At 56.5% G+C, this 18,039-nt stretch carries 21 protein-coding genes; 12 read left to right on the top strand and 9 right to left on the bottom strand.

Annotated features, from left to right (window positions below; all coding sequences use genetic code 11):
- The first annotated feature begins 323 nt into the window (after nt 1-323).
- From BM062_RS21995 to BM062_RS22010, 4 genes are all read left to right on the top strand, one after another.
- Complete coding sequence (locus BM062_RS21995) at nt 324-728, top strand: GFA family protein (protein WP_092400940.1); 405 nt, start codon at nt 324-326, stop codon at nt 726-728.
- 287 nt (nt 729-1,015) lie between these two features.
- Nucleotides 1,016-1,957 carry a cupin-like domain-containing protein gene (locus tag BM062_RS22000; RefSeq protein ID WP_092400943.1) on the top strand — a complete coding sequence of 314 codons (942 nt, stop codon included), beginning with the start codon at nt 1,016-1,018 and terminating at the stop codon, nt 1,955-1,957.
- Between the two features lie 141 nt (nt 1,958-2,098).
- Nucleotides 2,099-2,680, top strand: coding sequence for a carboxymuconolactone decarboxylase family protein (locus tag BM062_RS22005; protein ID WP_092400946.1), 582 nt, complete (start codon nt 2,099-2,101; stop codon nt 2,678-2,680).
- Nucleotides 2,681-2,692: 12 nt separating this feature from the next.
- Nucleotides 2,693-3,538, top strand: a complete 846-nt coding sequence (locus BM062_RS22010) for a helix-turn-helix domain-containing protein (RefSeq protein WP_092400950.1) — start codon at nt 2,693-2,695, stop codon at nt 3,536-3,538.
- Between the two features lie 52 nt (nt 3,539-3,590).
- Here BM062_RS22010 and BM062_RS22015 read toward each other — a convergent pair whose 3' ends face one another.
- The 3 genes from BM062_RS22015 to BM062_RS22025 form a co-directional block, all read right to left on the bottom strand.
- Complete coding sequence (locus tag BM062_RS22015; protein ID WP_254785210.1) at nt 3,591-4,367, bottom strand: fused MFS/spermidine synthase; 777 nt, start codon at nt 4,365-4,367, stop codon at nt 3,591-3,593.
- A gap of 117 nt (nt 4,368-4,484) precedes the next feature.
- Nucleotides 4,485-5,297: a fused MFS/spermidine synthase gene (locus BM062_RS22020; RefSeq protein WP_092400956.1), complete on the bottom strand. Its 813-nt coding sequence runs from the start codon at nt 5,295-5,297 to the stop codon at nt 4,485-4,487.
- Between the two features lie 36 nt (nt 5,298-5,333).
- Nucleotides 5,334-5,687, bottom strand: coding sequence for a YkgJ family cysteine cluster protein (locus BM062_RS22025; RefSeq protein ID WP_217647635.1), 354 nt, complete (start codon nt 5,685-5,687; stop codon nt 5,334-5,336).
- A 195-nt stretch (nt 5,688-5,882) separates the two neighbouring features.
- On the opposite strand from BM062_RS22025, the gene BM062_RS22030 reads away from it, so the two are divergent.
- A complete protein-coding gene (locus tag BM062_RS22030) occupies nt 5,883-7,631 on the top strand; it encodes a SulP family inorganic anion transporter (protein ID WP_092400962.1) in 1,749 nt (582 codons plus the stop codon).
- Between the two features lie 36 nt (nt 7,632-7,667).
- Here the strand turns inward: BM062_RS22030 and BM062_RS22035 are convergent, their stop codons facing one another.
- Nucleotides 7,668-7,862, bottom strand: a complete 195-nt coding sequence (locus BM062_RS22035) for a ribbon-helix-helix protein, CopG family (protein WP_092401058.1) — start codon at nt 7,860-7,862, stop codon at nt 7,668-7,670.
- A 145-nt stretch (nt 7,863-8,007) separates the two neighbouring features.
- Between BM062_RS22035 and BM062_RS22040 the strand changes: the two genes are divergently transcribed.
- Entirely contained in the window at nt 8,008-8,445 is a 438-nt protein-coding gene (locus BM062_RS22040) for a universal stress protein (protein WP_092400966.1), read from the top strand.
- A 159-nt stretch (nt 8,446-8,604) separates the two neighbouring features.
- Nucleotides 8,605-9,423, top strand: coding sequence for a class I SAM-dependent methyltransferase (locus BM062_RS22045; RefSeq protein WP_092400969.1), 819 nt, complete (start codon nt 8,605-8,607; stop codon nt 9,421-9,423).
- Between the two features lie 131 nt (nt 9,424-9,554).
- Here the strand turns inward: BM062_RS22045 and BM062_RS22050 are convergent, their stop codons facing one another.
- The 3 genes from BM062_RS22050 to BM062_RS22055 all read right to left on the bottom strand — a co-directional run bounded on the left by BM062_RS22050 (nt 9,555) and on the right by BM062_RS22055 (nt 11,842).
- On the bottom strand, nt 9,555-10,010 hold the full coding sequence (locus tag BM062_RS22050) for a hypothetical protein (protein WP_092400972.1): 456 nt from the start codon (nt 10,008-10,010) through the stop codon (nt 9,555-9,557).
- A 560-nt stretch (nt 10,011-10,570) separates the two neighbouring features.
- The gene (locus BM062_RS26155; RefSeq protein ID WP_256381588.1) at nt 10,571-10,696 is read right to left on the bottom strand and encodes a hypothetical protein; all 126 of its coding nucleotides are present in this window, start codon (nt 10,694-10,696) and stop codon (nt 10,571-10,573) included.
- Between the two features lie 945 nt (nt 10,697-11,641).
- The gene (locus BM062_RS22055; RefSeq protein ID WP_092400975.1) at nt 11,642-11,842 is read right to left on the bottom strand and encodes a hypothetical protein; all 201 of its coding nucleotides are present in this window, start codon (nt 11,840-11,842) and stop codon (nt 11,642-11,644) included.
- 379 nt (nt 11,843-12,221) lie between these two features.
- Here BM062_RS22055 and BM062_RS22060 point away from each other — a divergent pair, with 379 nt between their 5' ends.
- Nucleotides 12,222-12,788 (top strand): phasin family protein, encoded by a 567-nt coding sequence (locus BM062_RS22060; protein WP_092400978.1) that lies wholly within the window; start codon nt 12,222-12,224, stop codon nt 12,786-12,788.
- Between the two features lie 166 nt (nt 12,789-12,954).
- On the opposite strand, the gene BM062_RS22065 is transcribed toward BM062_RS22060, so the two are convergent.
- Complete coding sequence (locus BM062_RS22065; RefSeq protein ID WP_092400981.1) at nt 12,955-14,097, bottom strand: nickel/cobalt efflux transporter; 1,143 nt, start codon at nt 14,095-14,097, stop codon at nt 12,955-12,957.
- 10 nt (nt 14,098-14,107) lie between these two features.
- Entirely contained in the window at nt 14,108-14,383 is a 276-nt protein-coding gene (locus BM062_RS22070; protein WP_092400984.1) for a metal-sensing transcriptional repressor, read from the bottom strand.
- Nucleotides 14,384-14,487: 104 nt separating this feature from the next.
- Between BM062_RS22070 and BM062_RS22075 the strand changes: the two genes are divergently transcribed.
- The 4 genes from BM062_RS22075 to BM062_RS22090 all read left to right on the top strand — a co-directional run bounded on the left by BM062_RS22075 (nt 14,488) and on the right by BM062_RS22090 (nt 17,853).
- The gene (locus tag BM062_RS22075; RefSeq protein ID WP_092400987.1) at nt 14,488-15,438 is read left to right on the top strand and encodes a chromate resistance protein ChrB domain-containing protein; all 951 of its coding nucleotides are present in this window, start codon (nt 14,488-14,490) and stop codon (nt 15,436-15,438) included.
- 2 nt (nt 15,439-15,440) lie between these two features.
- The gene (locus tag BM062_RS22080; RefSeq protein WP_092400990.1) at nt 15,441-16,604 is read left to right on the top strand and encodes a chromate transporter; all 1,164 of its coding nucleotides are present in this window, start codon (nt 15,441-15,443) and stop codon (nt 16,602-16,604) included.
- Between the two features lie 142 nt (nt 16,605-16,746).
- Nucleotides 16,747-17,367 (top strand): superoxide dismutase, encoded by a 621-nt coding sequence (locus BM062_RS22085; protein WP_175501128.1) that lies wholly within the window; start codon nt 16,747-16,749, stop codon nt 17,365-17,367.
- Nucleotides 17,368-17,397: 30 nt separating this feature from the next.
- Entirely contained in the window at nt 17,398-17,853 is a 456-nt protein-coding gene (locus BM062_RS22090) for a chromate resistance protein ChrB domain-containing protein (protein WP_092400996.1), read from the top strand.
- Nucleotides 17,854-18,039: the final 186 nt, after the last annotated feature.

The following is an 18,039-nucleotide window of genomic DNA, read 5'->3' on the forward strand; positions in this document are numbered from 1 at the left end:
CCTGCGCATCGCTTACATCTTGACGAAGAACGGATCAAGCTTCGACCCTAACCTCGTTCCCATAAAAATTTGACGAAAACCATAGAATCTATTACGCCCTACTCCTTACCGCCTTGTATGGAGCGGCGGACGCGGAGGAACTGCCCTTGCCAGGCAATTTGCATCCGGATGCGGCAACTCACAGGCACACCGGGGAATGCTGGGTACGGTTGGCGTTCAAGGAGCAGTGAAAGTGGATTCTATAGCGCAAATTTTAGCCGGGGTAGATAATTCGCTTGTCCAGACATCCAACTGTTTAATCAAAACCATCGATCGAGACGGCCATGCCCACCCGAATAGCCTCTTGCACTTGTGGTCAGCTACGCATTGAAGTCCAAGGCGCGCCGACCGGCATCGGTATCTGCCACTGCCTTGCTTGCCAGCAGAGAACCGGCAGCGTCTTCGCCGCCCTGGCCAGTTTTGCCGCTCCCTACAAGGTCATCGGCTCAGCTACCGAGTATGTCCGTACCGGCGATCAGGGAGCAAAATTCATTTTCCGGTTCTGCCCGGTATGCGGGACCAACCTTTTCCATACCGAAGAAGGGGTAGCCGGGAGCGTAGGCGTTGCCGTGGGCGCTTTTGCCGACCCTGGCTTTCCGGCGCCCCAGCTTTCGATCTACGATTGCCGCAGGCATCCTTGGGTTCGGCTGCCGGCTGGCACCGTCGCTTTCAAGAAGGATCCCCCCTGATATTCGACCCTGCGGAGCTTGATATAACCTGGGGCAGATCGTACGTCTTCTGCCTGGCGAAACCTGAACCAGCACACGTCACCTATAAATTGAATCGAACCAGGCGATGATCGCAGCCGGATAAGACTGCAACGGGCGAAATCAACCTGTAGCGACTGCATCGAAACAACCAGAAGAAAACATTGTAACGGCCAACAACATGCCTGCATATGGACGTTCCGGCACTTATACGCATCGGCGTTAATCACCATTAAAAGATAATCTGCACAGCGATAGAAAACTGAAATATGAAAAAACCGGTAACCGGCAATCAAGAACGGCGGGAGACACGCCGATCTTCACGATTGCTGCCGCCCCGGCCGTCATCGACGGCCATGTCGCCCGAAGACGCCATTGTCAAAAAACAGGCGCGTGAGCGGAAGGATGCGCTGGTGCGCGGCGTCGCTTCAATACAGGAAATGCGTGAGGCGATCAAACGTGCGAGCCGCGACCTGCCTGCCATTTCCGCCGTACCGCGCATGAACATGCTCGACGCCGCGGCATTCCGCATGCATGCGGCAAAAGGCCTGCCGTTCGTCATCACCGGGCTCGTCGGCAAATGGCCGCTGTCCGCTCTTACGCCGCAAACGCTGCGCGACCGCTTTGGCGAGCTGCACGTGCGCGCGAGGGTTGGCGACTATGTCAATACCGCCTTCGCGCCTGACCGGGCGATGCAGGATATGTCCCTGCTGGCCTACCTTGAGCTCGTCGCAAATGACACCCAGGACCTGCCGCCGTACCTGGGCAATCTTGAATTACGTGAATTGAATGCCTTGTGCCACTGGCCCGCCTATTTTAATAAAATGGGCCCGCCGCGCTTCTGGCTTGGCCCGTCGGGAACGGTGACGCCGCTGCATTGCGACTACGACGATAATATTTTTGCGCAGGTCTGGGGCAGCAAGCGCATTTTCCTGTCGCCGCCTCACCACGACGAATTCCTTTACCCGCGCGAGGCGAACGCCATCTTGTTCGGTTCGCCGTTTAACCCCGAAGCGCCGGATTTCGAGAAATTTCCGCTTGCCCGCCAGGCGGCAATGATCGAATGCATCATGCAGCCTGGCGAGCTCCTGTATGTGCCGGCTGGGTGGTACCACCAGGTTCGCGCGCTGACCTTTTCACTGTCGGCTAACCGATGGGCCAGGGCGGTGCCGTTGGCATTGAACGGGGATGCTTCGCTGAAGGCCGGCTAAGCCGATCGAATCCACACTTTTCCGACAGGGCCTCGGGCTGCGCGGCGATTACATCCGATGTAATTGCCGCACCTCACAGCTGCCCCTACTCTTTGGCTATCGCGCCACCGTTCCGGCGGCGTTCACCATCAAGGAGATACCATGTCCAGCTACCCAGTACACACGATCGAATCCGCGCCCGCGCAATCGAAGCCGGTGCTCCAGCAATTGCAACAGGCGTTCGGCCTGATCCCGAACATCGCGGCCGCGATGGCCGCTTCACCGGCGCTGATCAACGGCTTCATCGGCCTGTTCGAGCGCGTGCATGCGAGCAGCCTGACGGAGCCGCAGATCCAGGTACTGCTGCTGACCAACGCAATCACGAACGCCAGTGAATGGCCGGTCGCGTTTCACACCGCACTCGCGTTGAAGGAAGGCGTGCATCCCGCGGATGTCGATGCGATCCGGCATGGCGGCCTGCCTGGCGACGCCAGGTTGGCCGCACTGTCAACGCTGGCGCGTACGCTGATCGAAAAACGCGGCCGCCTTGCCGAATCGGACCAGGGGCGCTTCCTCGAGGCCGGGTTCAGCTCGGAACAGATACTCGAGGTCATTGCGGTGGTTGCCGCATCCACTATCACGAACTACACTGGCAGCGTTACCCGGCCGGCGCTCGAAACACCGTTTGAGGAATTTGCGTGGCAGGCGCCCACATCCGGAGCCGGTTGCATTTGTCCGCCTTGATCAGGAAACCCGATGAACGTCACCAGTGCCGATCCGAAAGCGCCGCCGAACGAATTTGGCGATTTGTTGCGCTATTGGCGAGACGTGCGTGGCGTGAGCCAGCTCGACCTGTCGCTCGAGGCCGGCGTCTCGCAGCGCCAGATCAGCTTCATTGAAAGCGGACGCAGCGTACCGGGCCGGCACACAGTCCTGACCCTCGCCCAAACGCTCGACGTGCCGCTGCGCGACCGCAATGCGCTGCTGCTCGCCGCCGGCTACGCGCCTGTGTATTCTGAAGCGCCATGGAATGCACAGGAGATGCACAGCGTGGTCCGCGCGCTCGAGCGGGTCATGCGCCAGCATGAACCGTTTCCCGCGATCGTGATGGACCGTAACTGGAACGTGCTGATGACCAACGATGCAGCACCGCGTTTTTTCAACTGCTTCATCGATATGGATTCACGAGAAGGTCGGCGCAACATGCTGCACCTGATCTTCGATCCGCATGGCATGCGTCCGTTTGTGGCCGATTGGGACAATGTCTCGCGCAGCCTGCTGCAACGGGTGTATCGCGAATCGGTCGGCCATGTGCTTGACGGCGGCACCAGAGGCCTGCTCGATGAACTGCTTGCGTATCCCGGCGTGCCGCCCGACTGGAACACGTATCATGCGCCGTCCGCGGCGCCGGCGATGCCGGTGATTCCGCTTGGTTTCATCAGCGAGGGCGTGGTTCTTCGCTATTTTTCGATGGTAACGAGTGTCGGAACACCGCAAAATGTCGCCGCGCAGGAGCTGCGCCTGGAATGCATGTTCCCTGCCGACGAGGCGACCGAAGCACGCCATCAGCAGCTGCTTGAGGCACATTCAAAGGAACGCTGAGCGCCTTATGGATGCCTGGTCGTGTTCTTATGCCGGGGCCGCAACCGTCTGATCACGCTTCTTCCGAGAAATGCTTGACGAGCTGGAAAGAAGGCACCAGTTCAGATAGCCGCAGATCAAAGCGTTGATCCAATTTCTGCGCGCGATTGAGCACCACAGGCCGAAACACACCGGCGTCGTTCCCTTTGACGAAAAAGGCGATGTAGTTGTGGCTGTCCTCGGTCCTGCACCACCATATGCGCCAATCGGTTCCCAGCAACGCCTGGGCAATAGCTGGAACCGCGGGAGTCGGGCGATCCCACAAATTCGATACCAGGACACCTTGTGGAGCAAGGCAGTGCAGGCAAGCTTTATAGAAGTCGCTGGTACTTAGTTCGAATGCGGGCCCATCGGCAGAAAAACCGTCCAGCATGACAACATCGGCGCTGTTTTCCTGCTGGGCTTGCATATAGGCTGCGGCGTCTGCGTGAATGACCTGAAGGCGCTGGTCATCCGCCGGGATCATGAATTGATCGCGCAACGCAATGACTTCAGCGTGCAGCTCCAGCACGGTGATGCGGGCCGCAGGAAAATTCCGGTAGCAATACTTGACCAGCGATCCGCCGCCCAGGCCAACCATCAAGATGTGTTTTGGCGCTGCCTGGAACAGCAGGAAACCCATCATGGCCCGCGTGTAGCTCAGCAGCAGCTTGTCAGGTGCGGAAATCGACATCGCGCTCTGTATGTACTGATGATCGAAATGCAGCGTGCGCATGTCGTCGTGGTCGAAGACAAAGGGCTTTCCTCCACTTTCGTGGAGCAGCAGTTCGAAGCGATTAAGGTTCGTCATGTGATGTGGGTACGCAGCGTGCTGCTGACCGGATATCGATCAAGCAGATTTGTATTTCAAAGGCCAGTGTAATAGTTGGCGCAAATAATGGCGCGGCATCTCTGGTTATCCCGATTCTTACCCTGCCCGCAATTGTTCAGCGGAGAGATGCAGCGCCGCAATCAATTTATCGGTCCGGCGCTGCCGCAATATGTTTTGTGCGGTCATGCGAAGCAACAGGGCATGCTGGAGCTCCAGGTCTTTCAATCCGTTCATGATCGCCTGGTCCGGCATCTCCAGCGATTTTCCCTTGCATGCAAACACAATCATGTTGCTCGATTCCAGGGCCTCGACAGCGATCACTGCACCGTCAAAGCTGCGTTGAATGCGGTCGAGGTAGTGCGTCATGTTTGCCCTGCTGCCCAGCAAATTGACGGCCATGATGCCTTCCGGCGCCAGGGCCTGATAACAGTCGTCGTAGAAGGCCTGGCTGCACAGCTGGGGCGGCTGTCCCGTGTGGTCGAATCCGTCTACCAGCAGGATCTCGTAATCGCTGTCGGCATCTCGCACCAGGTCGCGTCCATCCTGGCAACGGATCTGCAGCCGGCGGTCATCCTCAGGAATGTGGAAATGATCCTTTAATGCGATTACTTCAGGGTTATTTTCGGCAACCACGATAGCCGCGTGCGGCAGGTTGCGATAACAGTATTTGGCCAGCGAGCCGCCGCCCAGCCCGATCATGGCGATCGTGCCGGGGCTATGCTTGAACAGCAGGAAGCCCATCATTGTCACGGTGTAGCCAAGCAAGAGCGCATCAGGCGCTGCCACGTACATTTCGCTTTGCACTGCGGTATTGTCGAATTGCAGCGAGACGGAATGCGCGTTTTTATAAATGAATGGTTTGCCGTCGCTGGAAAACGCTGAAAGTTCGCGGACATTATCTAAAAGCATGGTTGTGTCTTCAACGTCATCGGATAAAACCGGGAATCACACCAATACGTGGCGTACCTGCTCGAAGTAGCGGTAGACCCGCTGTTCGAGCGCGGGGGCGACCATTACCGCAGGCCGCTTGCCGTTCGGACAGGCCAGCCTGGGCGTCGTCCCGAACAGCCTGCAAACCAGCGGACGTTCCTCATATACCTGGCAGCCGCCGGCTCCCAGATGCGGGCAGCTCAATGCGGCAAGCGCGGCATCCTGTTCCTGTTCACTCTTGCGCGGCAGCCGCGCCATTTCAACACTGGACGCCAGCACCGGGCCGCAGCAATCGTGGCATCCAGGAATGCAGGCAAATGCGGGGATGCGTTCCCTGAAAAATTTGATTGTCCGGCTGTGTTTGTCCAGTTTGTCCATTAATTACGCGCGCCTGCAAGATTTCATGTGTTGCATAACATGATAATATAATTATCATACTATGATTACATATGATCATAGCATACGCATATGGTGTAAATTAAGACCTGGTAGTCCAAGCGGCGGCGGATTGCACGGCTTCATTCCGAGTAACGATGCGTTTTCCGGCATAACCCACGGTGATGTGTGATTAATATCCTGGAAGCCCGCAAGGCGGGACTCTTTGCACGAGACAAGCTGCTGCCCAACGTGATTGCCGGCGCGATCGTCGGCGTGGTGGCGCTGCCGCTGTCGATGGCTTTCGCCATTGCTTCGGGAGCCAGGCCCGAACAGGGCCTGTACACGGCAATCGTCGCCGGCTTCCTGGTGTCGATGTTTGGCGGGAGCCGCGCCCAGATCGCCGGGCCCACCGGCGCGTTTATCGTCATCCTGGCCGGCATTACGGCCAAATACGGTATTTCCGGCTTGCAGATAGCCACCTTGATGGCAGGCGCAATGCTGCTGTTCATGGGTATCGCCAAAATGGGCAGCGTGATCAAATTTATTCCGGCGCCGGTCATCGTCGGCTTTACCACCGGCATCGCCGTCATCATCTGGGTCGGACAATGGAAGGATTTTTTCGGCTTGCCGGCCATTCCCGGCGGGCACTTCCATGAAAAGCTCTGGCATCTGCTTGAAGCCCTGCCGCAACTGCACCCTGCAACGACTGCCATTGCGCTGGTCAGCCTGGGCCTGGCAACCTGCCCGTCCAGGCTTGGCCGCTTCAAGCGCATACCTGGGCCGCTGCTGGCGCTGGTGGGAGCCACCGTGCTGCAGTCGATTTTCCAATTCAACGGCGTCGCCACCATCGGCAGCGCCTTCGGCGAGATCCCGCAGCATTTGCCGTCATTTTCGATCCCGGCCGTTACCATGTCGCAGGTAGTCGAGCTGATAGGCCCGGCGTTTACGATCGCCATGCTGGGCGCGATCGAATCGCTGCTGTCAGCGGTAGTGGCCGACGGCATGGTCGGCAGCAAACACGATTCGAACCAGGAATTGATCGGCCAGGGGCTGGCCAACATGGTGACGCCGCTGTTCGGCGGCTTTGCCGCAACCGGGGCCATAGCGCGCACGGCAACCAGCATCCGCAACGGCGGCAGCAGCCCGCTGGCCGGCATCATCCACGCCGGCATGCTGGTCCTGGTGATCGTGCTCCTGGCGCCGCTGGCGACAAATGTCCCCTTGGCGGCGTTTGCGGCAATCCTGTTCGTGGTCGCCTACAACATGAGCGAATGGAAGCATTTCGCCAAAATGCTGCGCCGGGCGCCGCGCGCCGATGTCGTCATTTTGGTGGTGACCTTTTTATTGACAGTGCTGACGGACCTGGTGGTGGCAGTCAACATCGGCGTCATCCTGGCGATCATGCAATTCATGCGCAGGATGGCGGCGGCGGTCGAGGTGCAGCATTTTACCGAGCTTGAACTGAAAGCCGAACTGGCCCAGCATGGCTGGACAACACTGCCGCCCGGCGTGCTGGTCTATGCGATCGAAGGACCGGTTTTCTTCGGCGCCGTCGAGAACTTTGAAAGAGCGCTGGTCCATACCCATACCGAGCCCCGGATACTGATACTGCGCCTGCGCTGGGTCCCATTCGTCGACATGACGGGGCTGCTGACCTTGGAAGAGGTGGTGCTGAACATGCGCAAGCGCGGTGTCCGGATGATATTGTGCGAGGCCAACCTCAAGGTGAAAACAAAGCTGGCGCGGGCCGGGCTGCTGGAATTGATCGGCGCCGACGATTATCGCGAGGATTTTGCATCGGCGTTAAGCCATAGCCAAGAGTTGACGGAACACGATGCTCACGCTCAGCACGCCAGGAAATCACCCAAAATGAGCAGCTATGCGGAAAACCTGATCAAGACCAGTAAAGACTATTTTTGGGGCGGTAAAGACTGACCTGGCAAAAAAACTTCTCCGGCTGATGGCGGGAGCTTATTTTTTGCCTGGCTTCGGGGACCTGACAACGGCTTTTGTCGCGTAATCGACGTCGTGCCGCTCCAGGTACTCGCGGATCATCTGGCGGATCACCTGGGATGGCGTCAAGTCTTGCGCAAGGCATAGTTCGTCGAACGCCTTCTTCTTGACCGGATCAATCAGGATTGTGAGGCGCGCAGTTTTCGATTCCATGGAATGGATAGGCATGAATGATAATTTGATTATCATTATACACAGCTCGCCCCGCACTTCCAGCAGATCCTATTGCCTGTTCGCATGTTGCGAAAGGGGCAATCGCGTCATAAACTGAAATTACCTATCCAACCAGGGAGAAGCTATGTACAAGCATCTTCTACTACCAACCGACGGTTCGCCATTATCTGAAGTCGCGATTCGAAATACCATGCAGTTTGCCAAAAGCATCAACGCCAAGGTAACTGGCTTTTATGTGAGCCCGCCATATCATGCACTATCTTTTCAGATGGAAATGATGGCAGAGACAGAAGACGATTTCGCTAAACATAGCCGCTCTCAAGCGGAAAAATTGCTTGCCGACATTGAAGACGCCGCCAATATAGCAGGCGTATCTTGCGACACTACCTATGCCATCGGCGACCATCCCTATGAAGAAATCATCAAAGCGGCCAATGCCAACGGCTGCGACTTGATCACCATGGCGTCGCACGGCCGCAAAGGAATGAGAGGCCTCCTTCTCGGCAGCGAAGCACAGAAGGTGCTGACTCATAGCAAAATACCGGTACTCATATACCGATAGGAGCGATGGCATTGATGGAGTTCGCCATCGTCATACAACAGGCATGGACGGCGATGCTTGAAACTATCCGCCTGCAAGGAATCCTCAAGACCTGACAGGAGGAAGATCGACTGCAGGCTGTGTTCTTTGGGCAGTCACGGTGGCGCAAAGGAGAACACCTTGAACAGTCCCGACATCGACAAAAACTTCACCGACGCAATACCGAGGCTCTATGAAGAGTATCTTGTTCCGCTGATCTTTGAGCCGTATGCAGTGGACTTGGCGAATCGTATAGCTTCGCGGCCTCTTTCTGGGGTGCTGGAGATTGCCGCCGGCACAGGCGTCGTGACTCGCCATTTGGCATCCGTGCTGCCGGAAAGCGTCTCCATTGTTGCCACGGACCTTAATCAGCCGATGCTGGACCGCGCTGCCGAAGTCGGGACCAAGCGTCCAGTGGCGTGGCGCCAGGCAAACGCCATGCAACTGCCCTTCGAAGATTCAGTGTTTGACGCCGTGGTGTGCCAGTTCGGAGTCATGTTCTTTCCCGACAAGCCGAAGGCGTTTTCCGAAATGCGCCGGGTTCTCCGGCCAGGAGGCGCCCTCATTTTCAACGTTTGGGATCGCATCGAGGAGAACGAGTTCGCTCACGTCGTTTCGACAGCGCTCGAGTCTCTCTTTCCCAAGGATCCTCCGCGCTTCATGGCTCGCACGCCCCATGGCTACCATGACCTCGCAACCATTGCACAAGACCTGAAAGCCGGTGGCTTCAGTTCATCGCCCCATATGAGCACTGTCGTGGCGCGCAGCCAGGCAACGTCGCCGCGGATCCCTGCAATCGCATACTGCCAAGGGACACCGCTACGCAGCGAAATCGAGGCACGCGGCAAGTCGCGGCTCGACGAAGCAACCGACATCGCCGCGGGAGCCATCGCCCGACGGTTCGGGCCTGGTCCTGTGGACGGCAAGATCCAGGCGCACGTTATTACTATCGAATACTGAATTTCACCCGTTGAGTGCATGCTTTCCCGAGTTGGCTACTTCTACGCTGGAGCTTTTCCGGACAGGGATTCGTGCAATGCATGCCAGATCAAGCCTGGGCCGGCAAAGATCATTATCAGCCGGCCCGGATCTTACTCGGTTTCAACCTCACTGATCGCGCGTTGCTGACTCGAGATGCGCTGTGCGTCACTTGACGACCTAAGCGTCTGAGATCTGGCATTCACAATGGCGTCCATCAGTTGTTCAATGATGTCGCCAATAGTTGTGTCCTGCTGCCTTGCCAATCTCCTTAGTTTTTTGTGATGCTTCTCGCTGATGCTGGCAGTGACCTGCACGTCGCCCACCAGCACAAGTTCATCCTTCGCAAAGCATAGCCAATAGATAACGATGCAAGTGAGCGTGCCAAGAACAAATATCTGAAATTCCGATGACCGTCTCCACGTGCCGCGCCACAGATCTGTTCCGGACCACAGGCTTATCAGCAGCACGCCGAGCCAAATGATTGCAATCAGCCGCAGGATTTTGCTTTCTCTTCCAACCTCGTCGTACAAGAAGCGCCTGCGGATCAGCTGACGAAATTCTTTCATCTCATTCCCCCTTTTGCAGATCAAGCGACCATGGCGCCGAAAGAGTGATTCGAACAGACTGCAAACAATCATCTAACGTGCGCCCTTCCCCCAAGTTGTCAACCTAGTACACTTTCACATGAAAACAATGTTTTATTTCCTATGCTGCGTCACATACGCCAGCGGCAAGGAAAGCTACCCCGCTATCCCACTTCCCACTCCCACGCAACTATCAATACTGCTAGTTGAAAACCCATCAACAAAGCTGTATCCCTGTTTCATCGTTAAACACTGTTGGACGCTAATAGCCGTGATCGGGCCAGAACCCTCAAAGAGTTCCGGAGAATGATTGGCAGATGCATCGCCCGGAAATTTTTCCATCTGCTTGCGGAATTTTTCCAATGTTTTCAAACTCGGAGGCTTTCATGGCAATTGATTTTGAGGTTATCGATACCAAGGTCCAGGATCCAGACCCTGAATACAGGAAAATCGAGGATTGCAAGAAACTGATCATCTCGTCCCAATGCATCGGCATAAACTCAGCCGACGCCAGCAGCTACTATCACATAAGCTACGCAGTTTCATTCCTGCTGGTCGCCGTCGACAATAGCAACAATGTTCTTGTCGACTGCTCGACGCTGATTCCAACGCAAATCTTTACCTGCACCAGCTATCCCATATGCAAAGTCAGGGATTTCGCCATCCATGTGACAAGATGTCCTTTGCCGGCAGGTTGGGATAACGCAAAGTATCCGTGCGCAGTTCTCCCGCCAGGTTGCGATTCCTGTTCCGTAGTTATCATTGCCACGCCAGCCGACAACTATGTGCGGAATTGCTGCGGACAATGGAATAACGTCAAGGCTAGCAACTGTATCCGCAAGTGCTACCCAAGACCATGCGTATTCCCTCCCTCCGTCAAACCCCCGGTGCAGCCGATTCCCCCAGGCCCTTCGACCGGGGGACAAACTGGCGGCGGGCCGGGTTTGAAAATCTGCCACTGCTACAATTTTGAATGCAACGGGATCAGCGTAAAGAAACCGGAGCCTGGCTCTGACTATGCAAAATTGGCCGCATGCCAGATCTTTACAATCAAAGGGCAATGCACGCTGCCCAACGAAGCGGCAGCGAAGTGTGGCGCTGTGTTCTCCGTTACATATCATCTATGCAACGCAAAAGACACTTCCGAAGTCGTAGCCGATATACAAAAGGTTATTCAACCAAAAGTAGTTACGTGCGGCACCTATCCAACGACACTGGTCCCAGACGTCGTGGTCGGCATCACGACACAGCCAATTCCAACCGGCTGGAATCAAGAGAAAAACCCTCTGTGCTACATACGCCCTGAAGCTGCATCGACCCTCTTGTGCGTCCGTGCCGTAGCGGGTTCGACCTCGAATGTTCCCAACTCCCCTGCCACGACTAGTGCGCCGGTCGACCCTCCGCAACTAAGATAGGTACAAGGCCCTGGCCCGGTATTGCATACCGGGCCAGGCGATCGCACTTCAAGGAAATCGGCCGTCACACTCCCCATCCCCCCCCTCAACATTGTTAATGCCTCTACGCTACGCATCATTACCGGCAAACAAAAAAAAGCCCGCGGCTACGCGGGCTTTCTGGTATTTGCTGCTTTTATAAAGCAAAGTGGGCCGGAATTACTTGACGACGTCGATAAGATCTTTTGCAAACGCCATGCCCTGGTCACGGGCAGCGTCCCAGGTATTGGACGGGGCGATCTCCGGCGGCGACTGCAACACTCCATCAATCAAAACAGCCCAACGATACTTGCCGCCCCTGACGATCGTGCTCGCGACCCTGATCGTGTGCCCTTTGTGCTCTATCTCGAATTGCGGCATATGTCCCCCACAGATGGTATCCGTAAGGCAACACTACCATGTGCAACGACCACTGCATACTGGTAAAAATACAACCTCCTCCCTGATTGGATCAGTCGCCGCATTCACAACGCATCGAACTTCGCCCATGAGCGCGGGATTACGAGGATCGCGTGAAACTACAGCCTCTAAATGCCTTGTCACTCCATCAAGAATATCGTTGGCACTGTCAAAACTACCAGCTAGACATCTGGCGACAAAAATCTACAATCTAATTTGTGCGCCGCACAATATGCCATGTCAATCAATGGCGCTCTGCAACCAACGGCTAGTCTTTAGCCGCCTTTCGTCGTCCTACTGATGTCGTCTCTTTTTGCGACACCAAACCCTTGGAGAAACCATGTCTACCATTGCAGAACAATTCTCAGCTGCCGCCAAAGCTAATTTTGAAGCCAACTTGGCGCTGTACACTGATCTCACGACCAAAGCATTTGCCGGCGTGGAAAAACTGATCGAGCTCAACCTGAGCGCCGGTAAAGCTTCACTGCAAGAGTCGACCGCTACTACCCAGAAGCTCTTTGCCGCCAAAGACCCGCAAGAATTTTTCTCGCTGAGCGCAGCGCTGGCCCAACCGAACACGGAAAAAGCCGTCGCTTACGGCCGGCATTTCGCCAGCATCGCGTCCAGCACACAAGCCGAACTGACCAAGGTTGCCGAAGCCCAGGTTGCGGAAACCAAGCGTAAAGTCGTCGAGTTCGTCGACCTGGCAACGAAAAACGCGCCGCCAGGTGCAGAAAGCGCAGTTGCTTTCGTCAAATCGGCGATCGGCAGCGCCAACGCCGGTTACGAACAGTTGGCCAAGAACACCAAGCAAGCCGTTGAAGCGCTGGAAACCAACGTCAACAGCGCTGTCGATCAACTGTCGCAAGCCGCTAGCAAGGGTGCCGCTCATTCGAGCAAGAAGTGATTTTTAGCGACATGAAATAGTGCGTTGCATGCAACTTATCGTGTAGTCGCACTGATAACAAAAAGCCCGGTCGTTCAACGATCCGGGCTTTTTTACATTTGATTGCGGGGCAGGATTTGTCTGCTATATATCCATTTGCATCAAGTAAACGCTTTGCTCGTGGAACCTATATGGCATGGGCGTTCAAGCCGCTCCATCCCAGATAGCCCGTATACAAGCCAACCAGTATGATCAAGGCGCTGGAAAAATACGGTGCTTTTCTTGCAAATGCGCCGAAACCGTTCCAGCGTTTTGAGACTTGGCGCACGCTCAGCGCCGCGATAGTCCCTGACGCCACCATTGTCAGTGCGAGACCGATACTGAAGCAAAGCACCAGCACGACACCTAGGCTGTATTGCTTCAGCTGTAAGCACAACAGTAAGACGGTGATTGACGCGGGGCAAGGAATCAATCCCCCAGTCAAGCCAAACATGACGATTTGACCGGTAGTAATGTTTTTATCCGCAAATTTGCGTTTAATGTCGTTTGCATGCGCCAGCTCGTGCGCATCCTGATATCCGACAGCGCCAACATCCAGGCCGCCGTGGCCATGATGTGCACCTTCCTCAAAACTCACATCGTAGTCGTGCGTATGGGCATGGTGCGTCATCGACAGCCGCGCCACGAATTCATGCGGCTCGGGAATCTCGTCTATCGATTCCAGGTAATCCCCCTTCTTGGCAAATGTGAATGCCTGGACCGCGCCATCCAGGCGAATGGTTTGTACTTTGATCTGACGTGCATCAGCCGGCGCAATAGCGGCGCCCTTGTCAAAAAAATGCAAGCGGAAGCGCGGCGGGCAACCTGTTTCGAATATTTCGAGATCCACTGCCTGGCTGTGATCCGTATCAATGCGCCGGATTTCGAGGCCATGGCCATGATCGTGCGCATGATGACTGTGGTTCGTTTCGTCTTTTTCTCGCTTCAGGTCGCGGTAAGTGCGAAGGAGCATCCAGACCGCTATTCCGATAATCAGGACGGCGGAGCCCAATTGGAAATAAGGCTCCGTCGCTTCGGCATTCAGGTTTCCTCCCAGCTTCATGCCAACGAGAGCAACCAGCCACACAACGGCGGTATGTGAAATCGTCGCCGACAGCCCCAATAAGACAGCCTGGGACACAGTGCCGCGAATGGCGACGATAAAAGCCGCCATCATTGTTTTTGAATGTCCAGGCTCAAGCCCATGTAAAGCACCCAGCAGGATGGCGCTTGGCACAAACAGCCAAGCGTTGCCAGCTCCTTGTCGGAGCAGTTCAGAAAATTCAGTCATGCGGGATTCCTTAAAGGTACTTTGAGATTTCTTTGAATTCATCCAGCGTCGCCTTTGGCGACGTTTCAATCCCGTCTTCTAGACAATGCTCAAGATGGTCGTAAATAAGCGTCTTTTTGGCTTGGACCAGGGCTTTCTCTGCGGCCTGAAGTTGCATGGCGACATCAGTGCAAGATCGCCCCTCCTCGATCATGCTGATGATGGAGTTGACCTGACCAGCCACCATGCGGAGCCGCTTGATGACGTTGGGATGGGATTCGTGTTTGTGTGGATGTGTTGTATTCATACGCCCATCCTATACCATACCCCCCCTAGGTGTAAACGCGAATCATCGCAATACCCATAAAAGTAAACTTGTAGATATCAATACCAATACGTAGAATTATCTACATGAATACTTACCTCTCTCTCATTACCAGCCTTCCAACAGAGAACGCAACGGCCCGGATGCGCGCCTGGCGCGCACTGAAGGCGAGCGGTGCGGCCGTCTTGCGCGACGGCGTTTATTTGATGCCGGAGCGCGAGGCCTGCCGCAGCACGTTTGAGGCAGTCGCCGCCGATGTGCTGTCTGGCGGCGGCACCGCCTTTGTCTTGCGCGTTGAAGAACCTGATAGCGCTGATTTTGCTGGGCTATTCGACCGTAGCGAGGATTACGCGGCGTTGCTGACGGACGCGGCCAAGGTACGGGAAACGCTCACCACCGACACCGTGCTGGAAACACTCAAGCAGATTCGCAAGCTGCGCAAATCCTTTGCCGGTCTTGCCGATATCGACTTCTTCCCCGGCGAAGCCCAACGGCAAACCGACACCACCCTGCAAGAGCTGGAGCTGGCCGCTGCCCGCGTACTGGCGCCGGACGAACCCCATCCAGTGCATGGAACCATCACTGCCCTGCCATTGCAGCAATACCAGGGACGCACCTGGGCAACACGGCGGCGCCCCTGGGTGGATCGGCTGGCCTGCGCCTGGCTGATCCGTCGCTTCATTGATCCACAAGCCCGGCTGCTGTGGCTGGCCTCTCCTGGCGATTGCCCCGCCGATGCCTTGGGCTTTGACTTCGACGGCGCGACCTTCAGCCATGTAGGAAGCCGCGTCAGCTTCGAGGTGCTGCTGGCGAGTTTCGGCCTTGAGCAAGCAGCGCTCAAGCGTCTTGGTGCGCTAGTGCACTACCTCGATGTCGGCGGCGTGCAGCCGCCGGAGTCAGTGGGAATTGAAAGCGTCCTGGCCGGCCTGCGCGAAGCCATCGCCGATGACGACCAGCTTCTGGCGACAGCCAGCAACGTGTTCGATGGGCTGCTGACCGCGTTTCAGCAAGAAGCCACGCCGCAACAGGGATCGTGATCATGGACCAGGCGAATAAACCGACTTACACCTTGTGGCAACTGATCCTGTATTTTTTGCGCCTGGGTACGTTTGGCTTTGGCGGGCCGGTTGCATTGGTTGGCTATATGCACCGCGACCTGGTCGAGCGCCGCGGCTGGATCAGCGAATCAGACTACAAGGAGGGGCTGGCGCTGGCGCAGATCGCGCCCGGTCCGTTGGCCGCGCAGCTGGGAATCTATCTGGGATTCGTCCACTTCCGGCTGCTCGGCGCGACAGTGGCGGGACTTGCTTTCGTGTTGCCATCGTTCCTGATGGTGGTCGCCCTGGGATGGGCCTACGTGGCGTTTGGCGGGCTGACCTGGATGCAGTCCGTTTTCTACGGCGTGGGCGCTTCCGTGATCGGCATCATGGCAATCAGTGCGCATAAGCTCGCCAGCAAGAACCTGGGACGCGACAAGCTGCTGTGGGGCATTTTCATATTGCTGGCGGCCGTGACCATCATCACGCAGTCCGAAATCGCGTTGCTGTTCATCGGCGCCGGCGTGCTGGTTTGGGTGATCCGCTGCAAGCCCAGGTTTGGCACATCGAGCATGGCCGTGCTGCTGCCGACGCAGTTGCCGAATATCGCTCTTGCATCCGCGACCGATACCAACACCCTGATCCAGATCGTGCTTTTTTTCACCAAGGCCGGCGCCTTCGTGTTCGGCTCCGGCCTGGCCATCGTGCCCTTTCTCTATAGCGGAGTTGTGACGGAACACCACTGGCTGAGCGAAAAGCAGTTTGTCGATGCCGTGGCCGTCGCGATGATTACGCCAGGACCGGTGGTGATCACGACCGGATTCATTGGCTACCTGATCAGCGGCTTGCCGGGAGCCGTCCTGGCAGCAGTAGGCACTTTTGTTCCCTGCTACCTGGCGACCGTCATCGCCGCACCGTATTTCAAGAAATACGGCAAGCTGCCGGCGCTGATCGCCTTCGTCGATGGCATCACGGCGGCAGCCATCGGCGCCATCGCCGGTTCGGTGGTGGTGATCGCGCAGAGGTCGATCATCGACATGCCGACCGCGCTGCTGGCGCTGGCAACTGCTGCGCTGTTATGGAAATTCAAGAAACTGCCTGAACCAGTCATCGTGATTGGCGCGGCGCTGGTCGGGATCGTGGTGTACCCCTTGCTGCATCACTGACCCGACACCACCAGGAGCTCCCCCCATGAGTGAACACCCAGATCTTCAACGCCGATCCATGCTGTGCGCAGCCGCCGCGACCGTGGCAGTGCTGGGTACGGCAAAAGCTGCCAACGCCACACCTATCTTGGAGAAAACCACCATGCCGATGCTACCTGCCTTTGAGAGCCAGACAACGCTGAAACCGCTTGCGTTTGATCCCGCCAAACTCAGCGGCCTATCGGAACGCCTGATCCGTTCGCATTGGGAAAACAATTACGGCGGCTCTGTCAAAGCATTGGCAGTGGTCAAGAAGCACCTGACCGAAGCATTGGCTAACAAGGACACGCCGCCCTATATCTACAACGCGCTGAAGCGTGAACATTTGCTGCGTACAGGTTCGGTGGTGTTCCACGAATACTACTTCGACAACCTGGGCGGCAGCGGCCAAGCCGGCGCGCCGGAGCGCAAGGTGATCGCCGATGCATTCGGCAGCTTCGACACTTGGGAAACCGAATTTCGCCGTATCGGCGCCGGCCTGGGCGGAGGTTCTGGCTGGGTCGTGCTCGGCTTCAATACACACACTCGCCAGCTGGAAAATTACTGGCTTGCCGATCATGCCCACGGCCCGGCGGCAACCTTGCCGCTCCTGGTGATGGACATGTACGAACATTCTTACCAGATGGACTACGGCGCAGCAGCGGCCAAGTATATCGACGCCTTCTTCAATAACATCCAGTGGGACATGGTGGCGAGCCGGATTGCCGCAGTGTCAAAAGCGTAGGCGCGACATTTGAAATAGAGGAGAAGCATCATGAAATGGATTACCCGCGAACGCCCAAAGATCGACCGCATCGCTTGTCCGTGGCTGGTGGCTCGCTATATCGATCAGCAAGCGGAATTTCTTTATGTTGCGCCAGGCGATGTGTTGCGCATTGCCGGCGAAACCAGCGCGATTCCTTACGACATACCAGGCGTTGAACTGACCCATGACGGCGAGCTGTGCAGCTTCGATGCCTTCCTCAAAAAATACTGTCTTGACGATCCCGCCTTGAACCAGCTCGCACTTATCGTGCGCGGCGCCGACACCTCGCGACTCGATCTGACGCCGCAATCTGCCGGCCTATACGCCTTGTCGCTGGGATTGTCGCAAAATTTCAGCGATGACCAGGAGATGCTCAAGCACGGCATGGTGATGTATGACGCTCTCTATGCCTGGTGCAAGAATTGCCAAGAAGAGTCACACAACTGGCCGCCTAAAATGCAATGACTGGATTGAACCGTTGCGACTGAAGCCGGCACTGCTGACACATGCGGATAGCAAGATCACCAGGCGGGTCTGCCGATGCAAGCCTGGAGTCGTAAAACCGCTCGGCTGAATGACGCAACCGGATTCGATAGCGCAAATGAAATGGTCTCCCATTCGGGAGGTCTTTTAGAGACGGTGCGATCCGAA

This window comes from Collimonas sp. OK412, assembly GCF_900112135.1.
GTDB lineage: Bacteria > Pseudomonadota > Gammaproteobacteria > Burkholderiales > Burkholderiaceae_D > Collimonas > Collimonas rhizosphaerae.

What these genes read in the sequence shown, in the direction of transcription:
- BM062_RS21995 (WP_092400940.1), top strand. Translation starts at nt 324, where the DNA reads ATGCCCACCCGAATAGCCTCTTGCACTTGTGGTCAGCTACGCATTGAA.
- BM062_RS22000 (WP_092400943.1), top strand. Translation starts at nt 1,016, where the DNA reads ATGAAAAAACCGGTAACCGGCAATCAAGAACGGCGGGAGACACGCCGA.
- BM062_RS22005 (WP_092400946.1), top strand. Translation starts at nt 2,099, where the DNA reads ATGTCCAGCTACCCAGTACACACGATCGAATCCGCGCCCGCGCAATCG.
- BM062_RS22010 (WP_092400950.1), top strand. Translation starts at nt 2,693, where the DNA reads ATGAACGTCACCAGTGCCGATCCGAAAGCGCCGCCGAACGAATTTGGC.
- BM062_RS22015 (WP_254785210.1), bottom strand. Translation starts at nt 4,367, where the DNA reads ATGACGAACCTTAATCGCTTCGAACTGCTGCTCCACGAAAGTGGAGGA.
- BM062_RS22020 (WP_092400956.1), bottom strand. Translation starts at nt 5,297, where the DNA reads ATGCTTTTAGATAATGTCCGCGAACTTTCAGCGTTTTCCAGCGACGGC.
- BM062_RS22035 (WP_092401058.1), bottom strand. Translation starts at nt 7,862, where the DNA reads ATGGAATCGAAAACTGCGCGCCTCACAATCCTGATTGATCCGGTCAAG.
- BM062_RS22040 (WP_092400966.1), top strand. Translation starts at nt 8,008, where the DNA reads ATGTACAAGCATCTTCTACTACCAACCGACGGTTCGCCATTATCTGAA.
- BM062_RS22050 (WP_092400972.1), bottom strand. Translation starts at nt 10,010, where the DNA reads ATGAAAGAATTTCGTCAGCTGATCCGCAGGCGCTTCTTGTACGACGAG.
- BM062_RS26155 (WP_256381588.1), bottom strand. Translation starts at nt 10,696, where the DNA reads ATGGATGGCGAAATCCCTGACTTTGCATATGGGATAGCTGGTGCAGGT.
- BM062_RS22055 (WP_092400975.1), bottom strand. Translation starts at nt 11,842, where the DNA reads ATGCCGCAATTCGAGATAGAGCACAAAGGGCACACGATCAGGGTCGCG.
- BM062_RS22060 (WP_092400978.1), top strand. Translation starts at nt 12,222, where the DNA reads ATGTCTACCATTGCAGAACAATTCTCAGCTGCCGCCAAAGCTAATTTT.
- BM062_RS22065 (WP_092400981.1), bottom strand. Translation starts at nt 14,097, where the DNA reads ATGACTGAATTTTCTGAACTGCTCCGACAAGGAGCTGGCAACGCTTGG.
- BM062_RS22070 (WP_092400984.1), bottom strand. Translation starts at nt 14,383, where the DNA reads ATGAATACAACACATCCACACAAACACGAATCCCATCCCAACGTCATC.
- BM062_RS22075 (WP_092400987.1), top strand. Translation starts at nt 14,488, where the DNA reads ATGAATACTTACCTCTCTCTCATTACCAGCCTTCCAACAGAGAACGCA.
- BM062_RS22080 (WP_092400990.1), top strand. Translation starts at nt 15,441, where the DNA reads ATGGACCAGGCGAATAAACCGACTTACACCTTGTGGCAACTGATCCTG.
- BM062_RS22085 (WP_175501128.1), top strand. Translation starts at nt 16,747, where the DNA reads ATGCCGATGCTACCTGCCTTTGAGAGCCAGACAACGCTGAAACCGCTT.
- BM062_RS22090 (WP_092400996.1), top strand. Translation starts at nt 17,398, where the DNA reads ATGAAATGGATTACCCGCGAACGCCCAAAGATCGACCGCATCGCTTGT.